We start from the raw sequence: 18,854 nt of genomic DNA, 5'->3' as shown, positions 1-18,854 counted from the left end.
ACCAACACCAACACCAACACCAACACCAACACCAACACCAACACCAACACCAACACCAACACCAACACCAACACCAACAAGTGTAGCGGATCGCTTTGTTGGAAGTTGGTTAGCGGGTAAAGGAGCTTGTATTAACGGCTCTGCTCTAAAAATGAACGTCATTAAGGTTTCTGATAACAGCGTTCGATTTACCAGTGAAACAGTACGTTATGAGAATGAATCGAACTGTACAGGTAACATTGTTGCAAGTTACCGCCAAGCTGAAGATTTTAGTCTGGTTTCAAATATTGGAGCACCACAGACTATACAAACCTCAAGCTATAACAAAGTAGATTGGCAGCTTGTAGTAGCTGGAGAATTAGAGCAAAAACAGCCAGCTATTCTAGGGTTTAAAAATGCAAACCAATTCTGTCTAGTTCCTACAGATGAACCGAATGCGATACATAATTATTTGCAGCAAGCAAACTTTGATCTCATAAATACTTGCTTCACAAAAACAACACCACCAGCAAGCATGCAAAAGCCGACACAAGTATTGGCAACAGCAAGTTATAGACTAGGAGATAATAAGGAATCTTGGGCAGATCTATTAACCCAACTTAATGACCAAGGACGTCAAGGCTATGCCCTTCTCACACCATCTGTAAGTTTAGATAATCCTGACGGCAGTTTTGCCCTATATAAAAACTTATATGTTAAAAACAATAAGTCTGCTGATACATACACCTATAAGACAGTTGATGTTAAAACGAACTCGGTAGCAAACCGTTATTTACTATGGGTGAATGAGCTAAATAAACAAGGTAGCTTAGGCTATATATATAAACTCTCATTTGGAGAAGTTACATCTAATACAGATAAATATCTATTTGTGAAAAATGATAAGAAACCAGCAACTTATACTTATTCTAATCGATTCTTAACCAATACCTCTCGCACAACAATTTTAAATGCCTTCAACGAACTTGGTGCACAAGGTTGTAAACTCATTTACGCAAACACCTCGTTCACTAATAATGGCACAACGAATGGAACCTTCTATGTACCTACTTGCGTAAATAGCAGTACACATAACGGAACCTATGCGTATCGTTATTTTGAAGTTCCGCGACATATTCCGTTTAACAAGGAAGATGCAATAAAACTTGAAAAACTTCTTAAAGAGCAGGCAGCTGAAGGTTATAGACTGGTTGATGCAAACAATAATCTAGGCTTCTTTAATATTGATGGTTATCTATTTGAGCGTGATAGTGAAAATACGGGACCTATTGAATACAAAGTATTTATTGAAGATGCTGCATCCGAAACAGATGAGCCATATCTCGTTGAAAATCGAATTCAAGACCAAGGTAAATTAGGTTGGTTCTTTGCAGTTCGACTTGGATCGGTCTATACCAACTCACCAACAAATTATGATTTAGCAAGTGGTGTTGTTTTCCCTAAATAAGACATCTAAAAACAAATAAGGCCACAACTGTGGCCTTATTCTTACTTAAAATTAGATAACTTATCCTAAATTTTTAAACCCCTGCTGACGCCATGCCTCATAAACAATCACTGCGGTTGCATTAGATAAATTTAAACTTCTTGAGTTTTCAGCCATTGGCAAACGGATCCACTGTTCTTGTGGAAACATTAAGCGGACATGCTCAGGCAAGCCACGTGTTTCTGGCCCCATCAGTAAAGCCACAGGCCGATTCAAATCGACTGTATGTGGAGTTGCAGAACCTTTAGTGGTGAGTGGAAAAACATGCTCAACACCTTTCGCTTTTAAGTCTGCAAGGCACAGTTCAATGTTGTCCCAAATCTGCATACGTGCCCATTCATGATAATCAAGGCCTGCTCGCTTGAGCTTTTTATCATCTAGCTCGAAACCCAAAGGTTTGACTAAATGTAACTGTGCGCCCGTATTAGCACATAAACGAATGATATTGCCTGTATTGGCAGGAATTTCAGGCTCGTATAGAACAACATGAATCACAAATTTTCTCGACTTTAATAACCAGCAATAAATTCAGATGAACTTATTGCCATTTTAACTGTTCACGTAAACTCACCACTTCACCAATAATGGTTAAAGTCGGCGCCACGATATGATGTTCAGACACTTTAGTTGCAATATCAGCTAATGTTCCAACAATAACTTTCTGTTCTGGTGTGGTTCCTTTAGAAATTAAAGCCACCGGCATATTGGCACGCTGACCATGAGCAATAAGTTGCTCACAAATGCGTTCTAAACCAACTAACCCCATGTAGAGGACTAAAGTTTGATTTTCATAAACCAGTTCATTCCAAGGGAGTTCAGGTGAACCTTCCTTTAAATGTCCAGTCAAGAAACGTACACTTTGCGCATAATCACGATGAGTTAATGGAATCCCTGCATAAGCTGAACAACCTGATGCTGCTGTTATGCCCGGTACAACTTGGAAAGTGACATTCGCCTCAACCAGCTCTTGAATCTCTTCACCACCACGCCCAAAGATAAATGGATCACCACCCTTTAGACGACAAACACGCTTTCCTTTTTGAGCATATTCAACCAATAAAGCATTGATACCATCTTGGGGAACAGAGTGATTTGAACGGGCTTTACCAACATAAATTTTGGTCGCATCACGACGGCAAAGTTCTAAAATTGGTGCAGACACCAAACGATCATAAATCACCACATCTGCTTGTTGCATAAGACGCAATGCTTTTAGTGTCAGTAGCTCAGGATCGCCGGGTCCAGCCCCTACCAAATAAACCTCACCTTTAGGTGCAGTCCATTCTGTTAAGGCTTGCTGAATCAAATCATTTGCAACTTCTAAATTATCATTAAAAACTTGTTCTTTTAATGGGCTAGCATAGAGGTTTTCCCAAAAGATTCGACGCTCATCGGGGTTAGTAATCTTTTCTTTTACTTGCTTACGCCATTGACCAGAAAACTCAGCCAATTTACCCATGCCATGTGGAACAATCGTTTCGATTTGAGTACGAAGTTGTCTAGATAAAACTGGCGATGCGCCATTTGAGGCAACAGAAATGATCAATGGAGAACGATCAATAATCGCTGGAACCATAAAACGGCAGTGTGGAATATCATCGACACTATTTACCAGTAAATTACGCGCTTCACATTGTTCAAAAACAGCTTTGTTTACTTGCGCATCATTAGTGGCAGCAATAACTAATCTGTAAGGAGTATTTAAAAAAACTTCGGCAAAAGTCTCAGCAAAGTACTGCCCTCCAGTTGCCTGAATCAACGATAAAAGCTGATCTTCAATTGCTGGAGCAATAATATCAATTACTGCTCCAGCTTTGGCTAAAAGATTTGCTTTGCGCAAAGCGATATGCCCACCACCCACAATCAGACAACGTTGCTGTTGCAACTTTAAAGAGATTGGAAAAATATCCACCTTAAACCTCTACATTAATCATCTGATTTGGATTAAGCAAAAACCGTGCACAATTTAGATGCAAAGCTTAGTCAATAAATGTTAAACCACCCATATATGGGCGTAATACTTCTGGAATCTCGATAGAACCATCTTCACGTTGATAATTTTCCATTACAGCAAGCAAAGTACGTCCAACTGCAAGACCGGAACCATTTAGTGTATGCACCAATTCGGTCTTCTTTTGATCCATTCTGTAGCGTGCTTTCATGCGGCGTGCTTGAAAATCACCCATATTAGAGCAACTTGAGATTTCACGGTAAGTATTTTGGCTTGGAACCCAAACTTCTAAGTCGTAAGTTTTAGTCGCACCGAAGCCCATATCACCACCACAGAGCAAAATTTTGCGATATGGCAAGCCAAGTGCCTGCAAAATGCCCTCGGCATGTGCAGTAAGTTCTTCAAGTGCCTGCATAGAAGTTTCAGGTTTAACGATTTGCACCATCTCAACTTTATCAAACTGATGCTGACGAATTAAACCACGTGTATCGCGACCATAAGAACCAGCTTCACTACGGAAACACGGTGTATGCGCTGCATATTTTAATGGCAAGCGTTCGGTATCAATAATCTCATCACGAACGAAGTTAGTAACAGGAACTTCTGCTGTAGGGATGAGGTAATATTCTTTTTCGCCTTGAAGTTTGAACAAATCTTCTTCAAATTTTGGTAATTGACCAGTACCACGAAGTGAATCAGCATTTACCAAATAAGGCACATAAGCTTCTGTATAGCCATTCTTTAAAGTATGGGTATCAAGCATGAACTGCGTTAAAGCACGTTGTAGGCGCGCTAAAGAACCTTTCAACACACTAAAACGTGAACCAGTCAGTTTAGTCGCAGTTTCAAACTCTAAACCGCCCATCCACTCACCTAAATCAGTATGATCTTTGATTTCAAAATCAAACTGACGAGGCGTACCCCATTTTGAAATTTCAACGTTATCATCTTCATCTTTACCAGCAGGAACAGACTCATCTGGTAAGTTAGGAATGCTAAGCGCTTTTTGTTCAATCTCATTTTGGAGCTCTGACAAAGCTACTTCAGCAGCTTTGATTTCATCACCAATCGCCTGCATACGCGCCATGATTTCAGAAGCATCACCACCGGATTTTTTAATCTGACCCACTTGTTTTGCACCGGCATTACGTTCTGCCTGCAATTTTTCAGTTTTTGATTGCAAGTCTTTACGGCGAGTTTCTAAAGAAGCCCATTCTTGAACATCTAATTGAACACCACGTTTTGCCAAAGCCGCATTAACAGCTTCAATATTATTTCTGAGTAACTTAGGGTCGATCATAATCAATCATAATATGGGTAAAAAACTGGCTATAGTGTAAGGCCTTCACACTAAAAAATATAGTGATCATCTTCATAACGAATAGCTTTCACACAATTGTTAGAATAGATCACCTATTTTAGAACTTATAGTTTGGCACGCTCGGTAAATACTCAGGTTTAATGAATTTACTCGCTTCAAAATACGGCAACGTTAATTCAGACATTCCTTCAGCATAAGAAGCCAACTCATAAATTGGATAGACAAAAACAATCCCATTTGCGCCATAGTAGAAATTATCACTTAATTGAAGTTTTTCACGATTGATATTGTGCTCTTGAAGCCAATTTGTATTTGCATCATAAAGGGCATCAACCAACTGTTTTTCAACATCTGGTTGAATAAGTTCAGCAACAGTAATGTGCTTCTTATTTAATAAGTCAAAATTTACAAATTCTTGATGAGACATGCCGTGTGCAGCACCAGCTGAGTACGAATAAGTCTGTAATGCAAAGGTGGCAAGATTATAGTTTTGCCCTAAATAACGAACATAGATTGCACTTTGACTTGAACTTGGTTCACCTTCAGGTACTTCAACTGGTTGATCAGCTAAATTTGCAAAAGCATTCGGATCTGCTTTCTTTATACGATTGGTGAAGTAATCATTAATCCATTTTTGATTGGTCTGTACTGTTTGAAAATCATACTCAGTACAACCATCTTCTAAGCAAACTTTTGATTTCGGCAATTTTACTGGGATTACTTTTGCCTGAATTACAGGAACAGCAGCCTCTTTTGTTTCTTTAACTTTGGCACTTGAAGCGGCTTGCTCCTCTTTAGCTGCCGACTTTGGTTGGCAACCACTCACAATTGCCATTGCAGCCATTAATGGAAGAATACAAATAATTTTTTTATCGTAAAGTCGCATAATAATCCCCATGAATTTACCTCTATCACTATACAAAGCGTCCGATCGAGGTGGGGTTAAAAAATGTATCTATTTCTCTTATATAAAAAAGCTACCGTGAAAGGTAGCTTTTTTTAGAAGGACTAATTATTGGTCAATAACATCTGTGCCTTTTGGCGGCGTAAAGTTAAAGACAGATGCTGGAATTGAAGCATTTACTTTAACATTCTTAAAGCGTACATAGGTGGTTTGACCTAATGAGTCTTGTAATACCATAAGTGTAGGTGCTTTATTTGCTCCAAAGCTAATCGTTAAGCTTTGGAATGCCCCATCTTCTTTTTTAGGGAATAATGTGAAATAAAGTTTAGATTTATCGGGTTGTGTTACACGATAAGACTTCATGATTTGGTTGGTATTACCAGAGAGTAATAATGCTGGTGTATCTGCAACCTGATCATCTAAGCTTTGGCGAACCGCTTGTTGTAAATCTGGATCATAGATCCAAACTGTTTTTCCGCTCGTTACAATAGTTTGTTTAGCAGGACTTACTGTTTCCCAATAAAATTTCCCCGGACGCTCAACTTTCATTGAGCCTTTAAATGTCTGGTTCATATGCTGTGCACTTAAACTCTTTTTCTGTGCCACAGTTTTTGTATTAGCTTTAGTTGTTTGTTCAAAGTCGGCAGTCAAACGCTGTAAACCTGATAACTGATTAACCAGGTTCCCAATTGCCTGTTGCTCCGGTGCTGCTACAGGCGCAGCAAACACTGTAGTACTCATTACAGGAGCAAGCACAGACGCGCTGAGTGTAATAGCACACATAGTTTTACGAAGCATATTCATGTCATCACCTTTTTAGTTGCTGTAAGACAACTTGCCATCTTCCAAAGTTATGAAACTTAGCAAGCTCTTAATTCAAGACTCATATTAACCGACAAACTCTGTGCTAATCATTGAGAAAATAAGATATTTTGTTATGTTATTCATGTTGTTTGTAGAATTTCATTCATCATGATGAAGATACACAAGATTAAATTCCATAAAAAAAGCCCACAAAATGTGGGCTTTTTTTTGAAGCTAAAACTTATACAGTTTCAACTTTTACGTAGCGACGGCCAAATTGACCTTTCACTTCGAATTTTACTACGCCGTCAGCAGTAGCAAATAAAGTATGGTCACGGCCCATACCAACATTTGCACCAGCGTGGAACTCAGTACCACGTTGACGAACGATGATGTTACCAGCAGTTACAGCTTGACCGCCGTAAACTTTAACACCTAACATTTTTGGGTTTGAATCACGACCGTTCTTCGTCGATCCACCGGCTTTTTTAGTTGCCATGTCTCTTACTCCTCGTGATTAGCCTGAAATACCAGTAATTTTCAACTCAGTGAACCATTGACGGTGACCTTGTTGTTTACGGTAGTGTTTACGACGACGCATTTTGATAATGCGGATTTTGTCGTGACGACCATGGCCAACCACTTCTGCAGTTACTTTAGCGCCAGCTACAACTGGAGCACCGATTTGAATGCTGTCACCGTTTACAACCATCAATACATCATCAAATGTAATAGTCGCGCCAGATTCAGCTTTCAATAATTCAACTTTAAGGGTTTCACCCTCAACTACACGGTGCTGTTTACCACCGCTTTGGATTACTGCGTACATAATGTACTCCAATGAGCCCGTGTCGACGTGCCGATAAGGGATATATCGATCTTAAAACGCTCGCCACTGGGGTTATATAAGGCGACAGATTTTAAGTGAAATTTGATCAAACGACAAGTATTTTCTATTTATCAGTGACTCCTATTCCCCTCTTTTTACAAAATCAACAGACAGCTTAGATTGGAATTTAGCAGTTTTCATTGATTCTGAATGAAAATTAAAATACAGTTCCAGACACAAATTGCGACAAGAACAAGTTGTATTAATGCTGATGTCATTAAATTTATTGTTTTGCCGGAAATATCATGTTTTGCTTAAATAAAGAACAAAGAACGCATAAAGACAATAGAAATGATTAATATCAGCCACTTGTTTACCTGTGCAACACACCTTTAATTGATACACTAACGCCACTTATCTACCAATACGGGGTTTTTCTTCATATGGTCATCGATTTCAAGCAAGACATTCTTGCGCCTGTTGCCTCAGACTTTGCTGCGATGGATCACTTGATTAATGAAGGAATTAGCTCAAAAGTCGGTTTAGTCATGTCTGTCAGCAAGCATGTTGTTGAAGCTGGCGGAAAGCGTATGCGCCCAATCATGTGTTTACTTGCAGCCCGTGCTTGTGGTTTAGATAACATGCAAAACGCACAACGTTTAGCTGCAATCATTGAAATGTTGCATACCGCGACATTGGTCCATGATGATGTGGTAGATGAATCTGGCCTTCGACGTGGTCGACCTACAGCAAATGCGACATGGAATAATCAGACCGCTGTATTAGTCGGTGACTTCCTGATTGCCCGTGCGTTTGATTTACTGGTCGATTTAAATAACATGACTTTATTGAAAGACTTTTCAACAGGTACATGTGAAATTGCTGAAGGTGAAGTATTACAACTTCAATCACAGCATCAACCCGATACAACCGAAGAAACATATTTAAAAATTATTCACGGTAAAACATCTCGCCTGTTTGAACTCGCTACAGAAGGCGCTGCTATTCTGGCTGGACAAGAGGCGTATCGTGAACCATTAAGATTGTTTGCAGGTCATTTTGGTAATGCATTCCAAATTATTGATGATATTTTAGACTACACTTCAGATGCTGAAACATTAGGTAAAAATATTGGTGATGATTTAATGGAAGGTAAGCCAACTTTACCGTTAATTTCTGCATTAGCACACTCAACAGGTGAAGAGCATGCGATTATTCGTCGCAGTATCGCCACTGGTGGAGTAGACCAATTATCTCAGGTCATCGAAATTGTACAAAAGTCTGGTGCTTTAGATTATTGCAACCAACGTGCCCAAGAAGAAACAGAAGCAGCACTGCAAGCTTTATCAAACCTACCCGATACACCGTATCGTCAGGCATTGATTAACTTAACTCAGCTTGCGTTACATCGAATACAATAGATATTATTTTGCCTATGCATGTAAATTTTTCAGAACTTTTTTTAAAAATAGAGAAGCAGCTTGAGGATCCTCAAGCTGTCATTGATGAAAATCTACTGATTGAACTCGTCAATGTCGTTCGCCCATCCGATCCAGAGGATACGGATGAAATTAAGAACAAAATACAGGCTTTAATTGAAAGTCTTTTACGCACACCTACAGCACCCTTTGTATTACAAACTTTCTTATTACGTTTGATTAATCGCTATAAGCAAGTCAGCTTATATGCGGACAGCGGGATTTTGTCTTTAGATGGTTTCTGGAACCAGCTTGGACAAAGACTCGGAGCACATTTTTTACCGCTAATCGAAGACTCAAGCCAACTCAAAATATTAATTGGAAAAATTTTCTATTTAGAAAGTGACAAAATCTGGCTCAATAATATTGCTGATGAAGATTGGTCAAATTTATTTAGTCTTATTGGGCAAAGCCAAAGTAATGTCGATGAAAAGTTAGTCATTCAAAATGAAATGATTAAAGCCATCACTGTCTTATCCTATCGAATTAGTGGAATTGGTCTTTATCCCGAATTTATTAATGCTCAACCAGAATTAACGGAATATGAATCCCCGTTTCTAGTTCAGAATCGTGAAATTATTGAATTTATAGAAAAATATAAAAAACAAGAACTTTCTGATCATGAGATTGCAGTTATTGCTCCTCCCGATGCATCACAAGCATTTGTTATGTTGGAACAATGTCGGGATGTGGTGTTAAAGATTCGCCGTGCTACTAAAAGAATTGGTGTAAGTTTAAGTTTGACTTATTTGTTGTCATTACTTGAGCAATGTCTTGATCGTATTGAATTATTACTTTATTTGGTTGTAGATAATACTCACGGAAAGTATGTTTCGTTAGGGCACCTTATTTCCGATTTAACCAAGGCGCACTATAGTGAAAAAAGTGTTCGCTCTTTACTCAGCACAACCAGTGAACTTATTGCCTTTCAAGTGACTGAAAATGCCAGCCGAACAGGTGAACATTATGTAAGTACTGATACCAAAGGCTTTTGGGGCATGTATAAAGCTGCTGCTGGAGCAGGCGTCATTATTGCCTTTATGGCATCTTTAAAAATTCTTGCAGCACGAATGACCATGGCTCCGCTCATGCAAGCCTTTACATTCAGTATGAATTATTCTCTAGGTTTTATTCTGATTCATGTTCTGCACTTTACTGTTGCTACCAAGCAACCCGCAATGACGGCGGCGGCTCTTGCTGCAACAGTGCAGCAGCGTAGAGGTTCTAAAACAGCTCAGATTGCAGAGTTAGCAGCGCTTATTATTAATATTATCCGAACTCAATTTATTGCTATTTTAGGCAATATTTCGATTGCGATTCCTACTGCCGCACTCATTACTTTTGCTTGGCAGTTTTATCTTGATGAACCGTTATTAACCCATACTAAAGCAACGTATTTGTTGCACAGCCTAAATCCATTCACTTCCTTAGCAATTCCCCATGCAGCAATTGCCGGAGTTTGCTTATTTTTGTCGGGTCTCATTGCTGGCTACTTTGACAACATGGCTGTTTACCGAAAAGTCGGTCCACGCCTAAGAGCGCATCGCCGCTTAGCAAACTGGTTTGGGCAAGATCGCCTCAACCGTTTTGCTGATTATATTGAACGTAACTTAGGAGCGTTAGCGGGTAACTTCTTATTCGGGATTATGTTAGGAAGTATGGGTACCATAGGGTTTATTTTAGGTTTACCTTTAGATATCCGTCATATTGCTTTTGCTTCGGCTAACTTTATCCAAGGTTTAATGACTATTAACGGCAGCCCAGACATCGGACTGATTATCGTGTCCTTTCTAGGCGTGCTATGTATTGGTCTCACTAACTTATTTGTTAGTTTCACCTTAACGATTATTGTGGCTCTACGTGCACGTCGTGTTCGCTTCGAACAATGGAAACCTTTAGCCAAACTCGTTATGACCCATTTCCTGACTCGCCCAAGCGATTTTTTCTGGCCCCCAAAACAGCCGCTAGAACTTGAAGAAAATACGACTACAAATAACGGAAAAAAAGCAGACCACTAAGAATTTTGCTTTGTACACAAAATGTGATTTTCGTCAATTTTGTTGTGATTGTTTTTCCAAATGTTAAAAAATTTTCAAAATGAATTTACGATGATCTATCAGGCTTGAAAAAAAGTGTACTGGCAAGTACACTTTTAGCGGCTTTCAGTAGTGGACACTGCTTGAATAAGCAAAGGTATTTTTTATATGCCCTATTTGTTGCTTTTTATTGGTTGTATTTTTTTAGGATTAGGTGTTCTTGGTCTTTTTGTACCAAGACTTCAGTCTTTGGATCTTCTCAGCGTTCAAATATTGAGTGAATATCGTTCAGATTATCTTAACTCTATTACGATCTTCCTAGCACGGATAGGTGGTATGCCTTTTGTACTTTTTTTATCCTTTCTGGTGTGTATATATCAGGCATGGTATAAAAAATATATTACTGTTATTTTCATTAGCGTGGGAGTTCTTGGCAGTATCACCATGGGTTGGCTGCTCAAGTGGTGTGTTGATCGCCCAAGACCCCCACAGGTATATCATATTGTCGAAAGTTACGGTGCATCGTTCCCAAGTGCACACAGTGTTTATGCATCAACACTGGCTTGTCTGGCAATGATAATGTTATGCCATAAGCCCAACATTAACTCTCCTTATATCATTTTGATTTCTTGCCTTTGGTTTATCTGCATGGGGCTTTCAAGAATATATGCTGGAGTTCATTTTCCAACAGATGTACTCGCCGGTTGGGGCATAGGTTTTATTTGGATTGCACTGCTTTGGCTCTGGTTATTACAAACACAAAGTAGGTTAAGTAAAAAACAAATATATTTTTAGATTTTATCTAACGAGGTGGAACAATGATGTCGGCTAAGCTTTGGGCTCCTGCCCTTACTGCTTGCGCATTAGCAACAAGTATCGCGCTTGTTGGTTGTGGCAAAGGCTCCGATGAGAAACAGCAAGCTGCTGCTGCTCAGAAAATGCCGCCTGCTGAGGTAGGTGTTATTGTTGCTCAACCACAAAGTGTTGAACAAAGCGTTGAGCTTTCTGGCCGTACTTCAGCATATCAAATTTCTGAAGTTCGTCCTCAAACAAGTGGTGTAATTTTAAAACGCTTGTTTGCTGAAGGAAGTTATGTGCGTGAAGGTCAGGCTCTTTATGAACTGGACTCTCGAACAAACCGTGCAACGCTTGAAAATGCAAAAGCATCTCTTTTACAACAACAGGCAAATCTAGCTTCACTACGTACCAAGCTAAACCGTTATAAGCAACTTGTTTCGAGTAATGCTGTATCTAAACAAGAATATGACGACTTACTTGGTCAGGTTAATGTTGCTGAAGCACAAGTTTCTGCTGCGAAAGCTCAAGTAACGAATGCAAATGTAGATCTTGGTTATTCTACAATCCGCTCACCAATTTCTGGTCAATCTGGACGTTCTTCTGTAACAGCTGGTGCTTTAGTTACAGCAAACCAAACTGATCCTTTAGTGACGATTCAACAGTTAGATCCAATCTATGTTGATATTAACCAGTCTAGTGCCGAGTTATTACGTTTACGCCAACAACTCAGCAAAGGCAGTTTAAACAACAGTAACAACACGAAAGTGAAGTTGAAGCTTGAAGATGGTTCGACTTATCCAATCGAAGGACAACTTGCTTTCTCTGATGCTTCTGTAAATCAGGATACAGGAACGATTACTTTACGTGCCGTATTCTCGAACCCGAACCATCTGTTACTTCCAGGTATGTATACAACTGCGCAGATTGTTCAAGGTGTAGTTCCAAATGCTTATCTGATTCCTCAAGCCGCAATTACGCGTTTACCGACAGGTCAAGCTGTAGCAATGCTTGTTAATGCTAAAGGCGCTGTTGAGAGTCGTCCTGTTGAAACCTCTGGTGTTCAAGGACAAAACTGGATTGTGACTAATGGTCTCAAAGCTGGTGAAAAAGTGATTGTTGATGGTGTTGCCAAAGTTAAAGAAGGGCAAGAAGTGTCAGCAAAACCTTACCAAGCTCAACCAGCGAATCCTCAAGGTGCAGCTCCAAATGCTACAAAACCGGCTCAATCAGGTAAACCTCAAGCAGAACAGAAAGCATCTAATGCATAAGGGGTAGATTGAATGGCACAATTTTTTATTCATCGCCCCATTTTTGCGTGGGTGATTGCATTAGTCATTATGTTGGCGGGTATTCTCACGCTAACTAAAATGCCTATTGCACAGTATCCGACGATTGCACCACCGACAGTTACAATTGCTGCAACTTATCCTGGTGCATCGGCTGAGACTGTTGAAAATACTGTAACCCAGATCATTGAACAACAAATGAATGGTCTAGATGGTTTACGTTATATTTCATCTAACAGTGCGGGTAACGGTCAAGCTTCTATTCAATTAAACTTTGAACAAGGTATTGATCCGGATATTGCACAGGTTCAGGTTCAAAACAAACTGCAATCTGCAACTGCGCTTTTGCCTGAAGACGTTCAACGCCAAGGTGTGACGGTTACTAAATCTGGTGCAAGCTTCTTGCAAGTTATTGCATTCTATTCACCAGACAATACCCTGTCAGACTCAGACATTAAAGATTACGTAAACTCGTCAATTAAAGAACCACTTAGCCGTGTTGCTGGTGTTGGTGAGGTACAAGTCTTTGGTGGTTCATACGCAATGCGTATCTGGCTCGACCCTGCAAAACTTACCAACTATCAGTTAACACCAAGTGATATTGCGACTGCTTTACAAGCGCAAAACTCACAAGTTGCTGTAGGTCAGTTAGGTGGTGCACCAGCGGTTCAAGGTCAAGTGCTTAACGCAACAGTAAATGCGCAAAGCTTGTTACAAACACCTGAACAATTTAAAAATATCTTCTTAAAGAACACAGCATCAGGTGCTGAGGTTCGTTTAAAAGATGTTGCTCGTGTAGAGTTAGGTTCTGATAACTACCAGTTCGATTCGAAGTTTAATGGTAAACCTGCTGGCGGTCTCGCAATTAAAATTGCAACTGGTGCTAACGCACTTGACACCGCTGACGCTGTTGAACACCGTTTAGCAGAATTACGTAAGAACTATCCAACAGGTCTTGCAGATAAACTGGCTTATGACACGACTCCATTTATTCGTCTTTCAATTGAAAGTGTTGTACACACATTAATTGAAGCGGTAATTTTAGTGTTCATTGTTATGTTCTTGTTCTTGCAGAACTGGCGTGCAACGATTATTCCAACACTTGCTGTGCCTGTTGTTGTATTAGGTACATTTGCTGTTATTAATATCTTTGGTTTCTCAATTAACACCTTAACCATGTTCGCTATGGTATTGGCAATTGGTCTTCTGGTCGATGATGCCATTGTTGTAGTAGAAAACGTTGAGCGTGTGATGAGTGAAGAGCATACCGATCCGGTGACGGCAACTTCACGATCAATGCAACAGATTTCTGGTGCCTTAATTGGTATCACAAGCGTATTGACAGCGGTATTCGTACCAATGGCATTCTTTGGTGGTACAACAGGTGTGATTTACCGTCAATTCTCGATTACCCTTGTAACAGCAATGGTTCTATCGTTAATTGTAGCGTTAACCTTTACCCCTGCACTTTGTGCAACCATTTTAAAACAGCATGATCCTAACAAAGAACCAAGCAATAATATTTTTGCTCGTTTCTTCAGAGGATTTAACAACGGTTTTGACCGCATGTCGCATAGCTACCAAAATGGTGTTAGCCGCATGCTTAAAGGCAAAATCTTCTCTGGCGTACTTTACGCTGTAGTGATTGGCCTACTAGTGTTCTTGTTCCAGAAACTCCCATCTTCATTCTTACCAGAAGAAGATCAGGGTGTGGTTATGACACTTGTTCAATTACCACCAAACGCAACGCTTGACCGTACAGGTAAAGTGATTGACACCATGACAAACTTCTTCATGAATGAAAAAGATACTGTGGAATCTATTTTCACCGTTTCGGGCTTCTCATTCACGGGTGTTGGTCAAAATGCTGGTATTGGCTTCGTTAAGTTGAAAGACTGGAGTGAACGTACTTCACCAGAGTCTCAAATCGGTGCTTTAATTCAGCGCGGTATGGCATTAAACATGATCGTCAAAGACGCATCTTACATTATGCCATTACAGCTTCCTGCAATGCCTGAACTCGGTGTAACAGCTGGATTTAACTTGCAACTTAAAGATTCAAGTGGTCAAGGCCATGAGAAACTTATTGCAGCGCGTAATACGATCTTAGGTTTGGCTTCACAAGATAAACGTCTTGTAGGGGTACGTCCTAATGGTCAAGAAGATACACCTCAGTATCAAATTAATGTAGATCAGGCTCAAGCTGGTGCTATGGGCGTTAGCATTGCTGACATTAACAACACTATGCGTATTGCATGGGGTGGTTCATACATTAACGACTTCGTTGACCGTGGTCGTGTGAAAAAAGTTTATGTTCAAGGTGATGCGGGTAGCCGTATGATGCCTGAAGACTTAAACAAGTGGTATGTGCGTAATAGCAAAGGCGAAATGGTACCGTTCTCTGCATTTGCTACTGGCGAATGGACATATGGTTCTCCACGTCTTGAACGTTATAACGGCGTGTCATCGGTTAACATTCAAGGTACACCTGCACCTGGCGTAAGCTCTGGTGACTCTATGAAAGCCATGGAAGAAATTATTGCGAAGTTACCATCTATGGGCTTACAAGGTTTCGACTATGAATGGACAGGTTTATCACTTGAAGAACGTGAGTCTGGTGCTCAAGCTCCATTCTTATATGCGCTTTCATTGTTAATCGTTTTCCTTTGCTTAGCTGCATTGTACGAAAGCTGGTCTATTCCGTTCTCGGTTTTACTTGTAGTACCACTTGGTATTATTGGTGCAATCGTATTGACTTACTTGGGTATGATTATTAAAGGAGATCCAAATCTCTCAAATAACATTTACTTCCAGGTAGCGATGATCGCGGTCATTGGTCTTTCTGCAAAAAATGCGATCTTGATTGTTGAGTTCGCAAAAGAGTTGCAGGAAAAAGGTGAAGACCTACTTGAGGCAACATTACATGCTTCAAAAATGCGTTTACGTCCAATTATCATGACTACCCTTGCCTTCGGTTTCGGTGTACTTCCACTTGCCCTTTCAACAGGTGCCGGTGCAGGAAGTCAGCACTCAGTCGGTTTCGGTGTACTCGGTGGCGTACTCAGTGCAACGTTCTTAGGTATCTTCTTTATCCCTGTATTCTATGTGTGGATTCGTAGTATCTTTAAGTACAAACCAAAAACCATAAACACTCAGGAGCATAAATCGTGATGCAAAAAGTATGGTCTATTTCAGGTCGTAGCATTGCGGTATCTGCACTTGCGCTTGCTTTGTCAGCTTGTCAAAGCATGCGCGGCCCAGAACCAGTCGTGAAAACCGATATTCCAGAAAGCTATGCATATAACAGCGCTTCTGGTACGTCTATTGCTGAACAGGGTTACAAACAGTTCTTTGCTGACTCTCGTTTGCTCGGAGTGATTGATTTGGCGCTTGCCAACAACCGCGACTTACGTACAGCAACGCTCAATATTGAACGTGCCCAACAGCAATATCGAATTACGCAAAACAACCAGCTTCCAACAATCGGAGCAAGTGGTAGTGCAATTCGTCAGGTTTCTCAAAGCCGTGATCCGAATAACCCCTACTCTACTTATCAAGTAGGTTTGGGTGTAACTGCCTATGAACTCGATTTTTGGGGCCGTGTACGTAGCTTAAAAGATGCTGCACTAGATAGTTATCTTTCGACGCAAAGTGCACGTGATTCGACTCAAATCAGTCTGATCAGCCAAGTTGCTCAAGCATGGTTAAACTATTCTTTCGCAACAGCGAATTTAAGACTTGCAGAGCAAACGCTTAAAGCACAACAAGACTCTTACAATCTCAACAAAAAACGTTTTGATGTGGGCATCGACAGTGAAGTTCCACTACGTCAGGCACAGATTTCTGTAGAAACTGCGCGTAATGATGTAGCGAACTACAAAACACAGATTGCTCAAGCACAAAACTTGTTGAACTTGTTAGTAGGCCAATCAGTTCCACAAAACTTGTTGCCAAACCAACCTGTAAAACGCATTACTCAACAAAATGTATATACAGCTGGTTTACCGAGTGACTTGCTTAACAACCGTCCAGATGTAAAAGCTGCCGAATATAACTTAAGCGCCGCTGGTGCGAATATTGGTGCTGCAAAAGCACGTTTATTCCCAACCATTAGCTTAACGGGTTCTGCAGGTTATGCATCAACTGACTTAAGTGATCTATTTAAGTCTGGTGGTTTTGTTTGGTCAATTGGTCCAAGCTTAGACTTACCAATCTTTGACTGGGGCACGCGTCGTGCCAATGTGAAAATTTCTGAAACCGATCAGAAAATTGCATTATCTGATTATGAAAAATCAGTTCAGTCTGCGTTCCGTGAAGTTAATGATGCGCTTGCAACTCGTGCCAATATTGGTGAGCGTTTAACAGCTCAACAACGTCTAGTAGAAGCGACTAATCGCAACTACACACTGTCAAATGCCCGCTTCCGTGCTGGTATTGATAGCTACTTGACGGTTCTTGATGCACAGCGTTCATCTTATTCAGCAGAACAAGGTTTATTGTTGCTTCAACAAGCTAACTTAAACAACCAAATCGAGTTATACAAAACTCTAGGTGGTGGTTTAAAAGCAAATACTTCAGATACAGTGGTTAATCAACCATCAAGTGCTGAACTTAAAAAGCAATAAGTTTTAAATCACTTAATTTATAAAAGCTCACTTCGGTGGGCTTTTTTATTGCATCTGATGTGAATATTTTTTATCTTGAAACTTTAAGAATTTAGATTGATAAAAAACAATGTTACTGAGTAATTTAGAAAGTGTTCCGGGCCACCAGATTGTAAAGCAACTTGATGTTGTTTATGGAAGTACCGTCCGTAGTAAGCATGTTGGCCGTGATTTGATGGCAAGTTTAAAAAATATTGTAGGTGGTGAACTTACAGGTTATACCGAATTATTAGAAGAATCCCGCCAAGAAGCGATGGATCGTATGATTGCCAAAGCTCAGCAACTTGGTGCGAATGCAATTGTTGGTATTCGGTTTTCAACTTCAAATATTGCCCAAGGTGCTTCTGAATTATTCGTATATGGTACGGCTGTGGTTGTTCAACCTCAAGCACCCCATCTACCAGATCCATTTAGTGCATAGGTAGAAAATGGACAATCTTATTTTTCAGCTTATTATTTTTCTGATTCTTTTCAGTATTGGTTGGGGTTTTGGCCGCCATATTGAGCGAAAACATTTGAAAGAACTTCAAGAAAAAGAACAGCAATTTGCCCATATCAGAATTGATACCAATCGTTTTGCAACGAGTGATCAGCTAGGTCATTTGATTAGTAGTAATGTCGTGATTTCTCATGACTACTTTAAATATGTATTGGCATCCATTAAGAATGTTTTGGGCGGAAGACTGACCAGTTATGAAAGTGTAGTTGAGCGTGCTCGCCGTGAAGCCATTGTTCGCTTAAAACAACAAGCACATACCGCAGGAGCTAACCATATTATGGGAGTTCGGCTGAGTACAACAGAACTTGGTATGCAAGGTGGCATGGTTGAAGTATTTGCTTATGGTACAGCAATAAAAGACTAGCACTGCCCCATAGCGGAAAAATGAATGCGCGGATTGCCAATATTTTTAGTTAAGTGTTGGCAAATTCCGGTAATTTTCCAACTCTCTTGTTGTTTTGCCAAAGTAAAATAATAACGACCAAATGAATGAAAATAATCATTTTCCGAAAAACGATAAATTTGATAATTACATTCTAACCATGCTTGATCTTGTTCAATACGAATCAGAGGATTACTCAAATTGTGCTGTAGCCGTAAATGCGATAAAGCTTGTTGCCGAGAACCTTTATATTCATGACAAGACACGACACACAAAGGCTCTCCCCTAAACTGGAAATAGTCCACCTCAAGTTGATCTGCCAATAACTCATCAAAAGCGTCCCAATTTTTCTGGTCAAAGACCAATTGAAAACGCGTAATGACGTCTAAAATACGGTGATAATCTTGATCCATGGT

The 18,854-nt window shown here is 40.1% G+C and carries 17 protein-coding genes; 9 read left to right on the top strand and 8 right to left on the bottom strand.

Translation table 11 applies throughout. The annotated features are described in order from the left end of the window. The coding region (locus tag F968_RS01110; RefSeq protein WP_004789385.1) for a PT dipeptide repeat lipoprotein at window positions 1-1,447 on the top strand (1,447 nt) is incomplete at its 5' end. A gap of 60 nt (window positions 1,448-1,507) precedes the next feature. Here F968_RS01110 and F968_RS01105 read toward each other — a convergent pair. The 7 genes from F968_RS01105 to rplU form a co-directional block, all read right to left on the bottom strand. Then, entirely contained in the window at window positions 1,508-1,981 is a 474-nt protein-coding gene (locus tag F968_RS01105; RefSeq protein ID WP_002116042.1) for a tRNA (cytidine(34)-2'-O)-methyltransferase, read from the bottom strand. Window positions 1,982-2,024: 43 nt separating this feature from the next. After that, the gene (gene cysG / locus F968_RS01100) at window positions 2,025-3,398 is read right to left on the bottom strand and encodes a siroheme synthase CysG (RefSeq protein ID WP_004789383.1); all 1,374 of its coding nucleotides are present in this window, start codon (window positions 3,396-3,398) and stop codon (window positions 2,025-2,027) included. Between the two features lie 67 nt (window positions 3,399-3,465). Further along, window positions 3,466-4,737, bottom strand: a complete 1,272-nt coding sequence (gene serS / locus F968_RS01095) for a serine--tRNA ligase (protein WP_004789381.1) — start codon at window positions 4,735-4,737, stop codon at window positions 3,466-3,468. A 118-nt stretch (window positions 4,738-4,855) separates the two neighbouring features. Beyond that, complete coding sequence (locus F968_RS01090; RefSeq protein ID WP_004789380.1) at window positions 4,856-5,656, bottom strand: RsiV family protein; 801 nt, start codon at window positions 5,654-5,656, stop codon at window positions 4,856-4,858. Between the two features lie 114 nt (window positions 5,657-5,770). Next, a complete protein-coding gene (gene lolA, locus F968_RS01085; RefSeq protein ID WP_004789378.1) occupies window positions 5,771-6,466 on the bottom strand; it encodes an outer membrane lipoprotein periplasmic chaperone LolA in 696 nt (231 codons plus the stop codon). Between the two features lie 241 nt (window positions 6,467-6,707). Continuing rightward, complete coding sequence (rpmA, locus tag F968_RS01080) at window positions 6,708-6,965, bottom strand: 50S ribosomal protein L27 (RefSeq protein ID WP_002116037.1); 258 nt, start codon at window positions 6,963-6,965, stop codon at window positions 6,708-6,710. An 18-nt stretch (window positions 6,966-6,983) separates the two neighbouring features. Then, entirely contained in the window at window positions 6,984-7,295 is a 312-nt protein-coding gene (gene rplU, locus F968_RS01075) for a 50S ribosomal protein L21 (protein ID WP_004639133.1), read from the bottom strand. A gap of 443 nt (window positions 7,296-7,738) precedes the next feature. On the opposite strand from rplU, the gene sdsA reads away from it, so the two are divergent. From sdsA to F968_RS01035, 8 genes are all read left to right on the top strand, one after another. Further along, complete coding sequence (sdsA, locus tag F968_RS01070; RefSeq protein ID WP_004789377.1) at window positions 7,739-8,716, top strand: All-trans-nonaprenyl-diphosphate synthase; 978 nt, start codon at window positions 7,739-7,741, stop codon at window positions 8,714-8,716. Window positions 8,717-8,730: 14 nt separating this feature from the next. Next, window positions 8,731-10,791 carry a site-specific recombinase gene (locus tag F968_RS01065; protein WP_004789376.1) on the top strand — a complete coding sequence of 687 codons (2,061 nt, stop codon included), beginning with the start codon at window positions 8,731-8,733 and terminating at the stop codon, window positions 10,789-10,791. A gap of 186 nt (window positions 10,792-10,977) precedes the next feature. Then, window positions 10,978-11,604: a phosphatase PAP2 family protein gene (locus F968_RS01060; protein WP_004789375.1), complete on the top strand. Its 627-nt coding sequence runs from the start codon at window positions 10,978-10,980 to the stop codon at window positions 11,602-11,604. A gap of 23 nt (window positions 11,605-11,627) precedes the next feature. Next, window positions 11,628-12,875, top strand: coding sequence for a multidrug efflux RND transporter periplasmic adaptor subunit AdeI (adeI, locus tag F968_RS01055; protein WP_004789373.1), 1,248 nt, complete (start codon window positions 11,628-11,630; stop codon window positions 12,873-12,875). Window positions 12,876-12,887: 12 nt separating this feature from the next. Beyond that, window positions 12,888-16,064, top strand: coding sequence for a multidrug efflux RND transporter permease subunit AdeJ (gene adeJ, locus F968_RS01050; protein ID WP_004789370.1), 3,177 nt, complete (start codon window positions 12,888-12,890; stop codon window positions 16,062-16,064). Beyond that, entirely contained in the window at window positions 16,064-17,518 is a 1,455-nt protein-coding gene (adeK, locus tag F968_RS01045) for a multidrug efflux RND transporter outer membrane channel subunit AdeK (RefSeq protein ID WP_004789369.1), read from the top strand. The genes adeJ and adeK overlap by 1 nt, the downstream gene beginning before the upstream one ends. Window positions 17,519-17,627: 109 nt before the next feature. Continuing rightward, window positions 17,628-17,978 (top strand): YbjQ family protein, encoded by a 351-nt coding sequence (locus tag F968_RS01040; RefSeq protein WP_004789368.1) that lies wholly within the window; start codon window positions 17,628-17,630, stop codon window positions 17,976-17,978. A 7-nt stretch (window positions 17,979-17,985) separates the two neighbouring features. Further along, window positions 17,986-18,420 (top strand): YbjQ family protein, encoded by a 435-nt coding sequence (locus F968_RS01035; RefSeq protein WP_004789366.1) that lies wholly within the window; start codon window positions 17,986-17,988, stop codon window positions 18,418-18,420. Here F968_RS01035 and F968_RS01030 read toward each other — a convergent pair. After that, the gene (locus F968_RS01030; RefSeq protein ID WP_004789364.1) at window positions 18,417-18,851 is read right to left on the bottom strand and encodes a nuclear transport factor 2 family protein; all 435 of its coding nucleotides are present in this window, start codon (window positions 18,849-18,851) and stop codon (window positions 18,417-18,419) included. The genes F968_RS01035 and F968_RS01030 overlap by 4 nt on opposite strands. Window positions 18,852-18,854 lie beyond the last annotated feature (3 nt).

The organism is Acinetobacter sp. NIPH 817 (assembly GCF_000368405.1).
Lineage (GTDB): Bacteria > Pseudomonadota > Gammaproteobacteria > Pseudomonadales > Moraxellaceae > Acinetobacter.
This window is presented reverse-complemented; position numbering and strand designations above follow the sequence as displayed.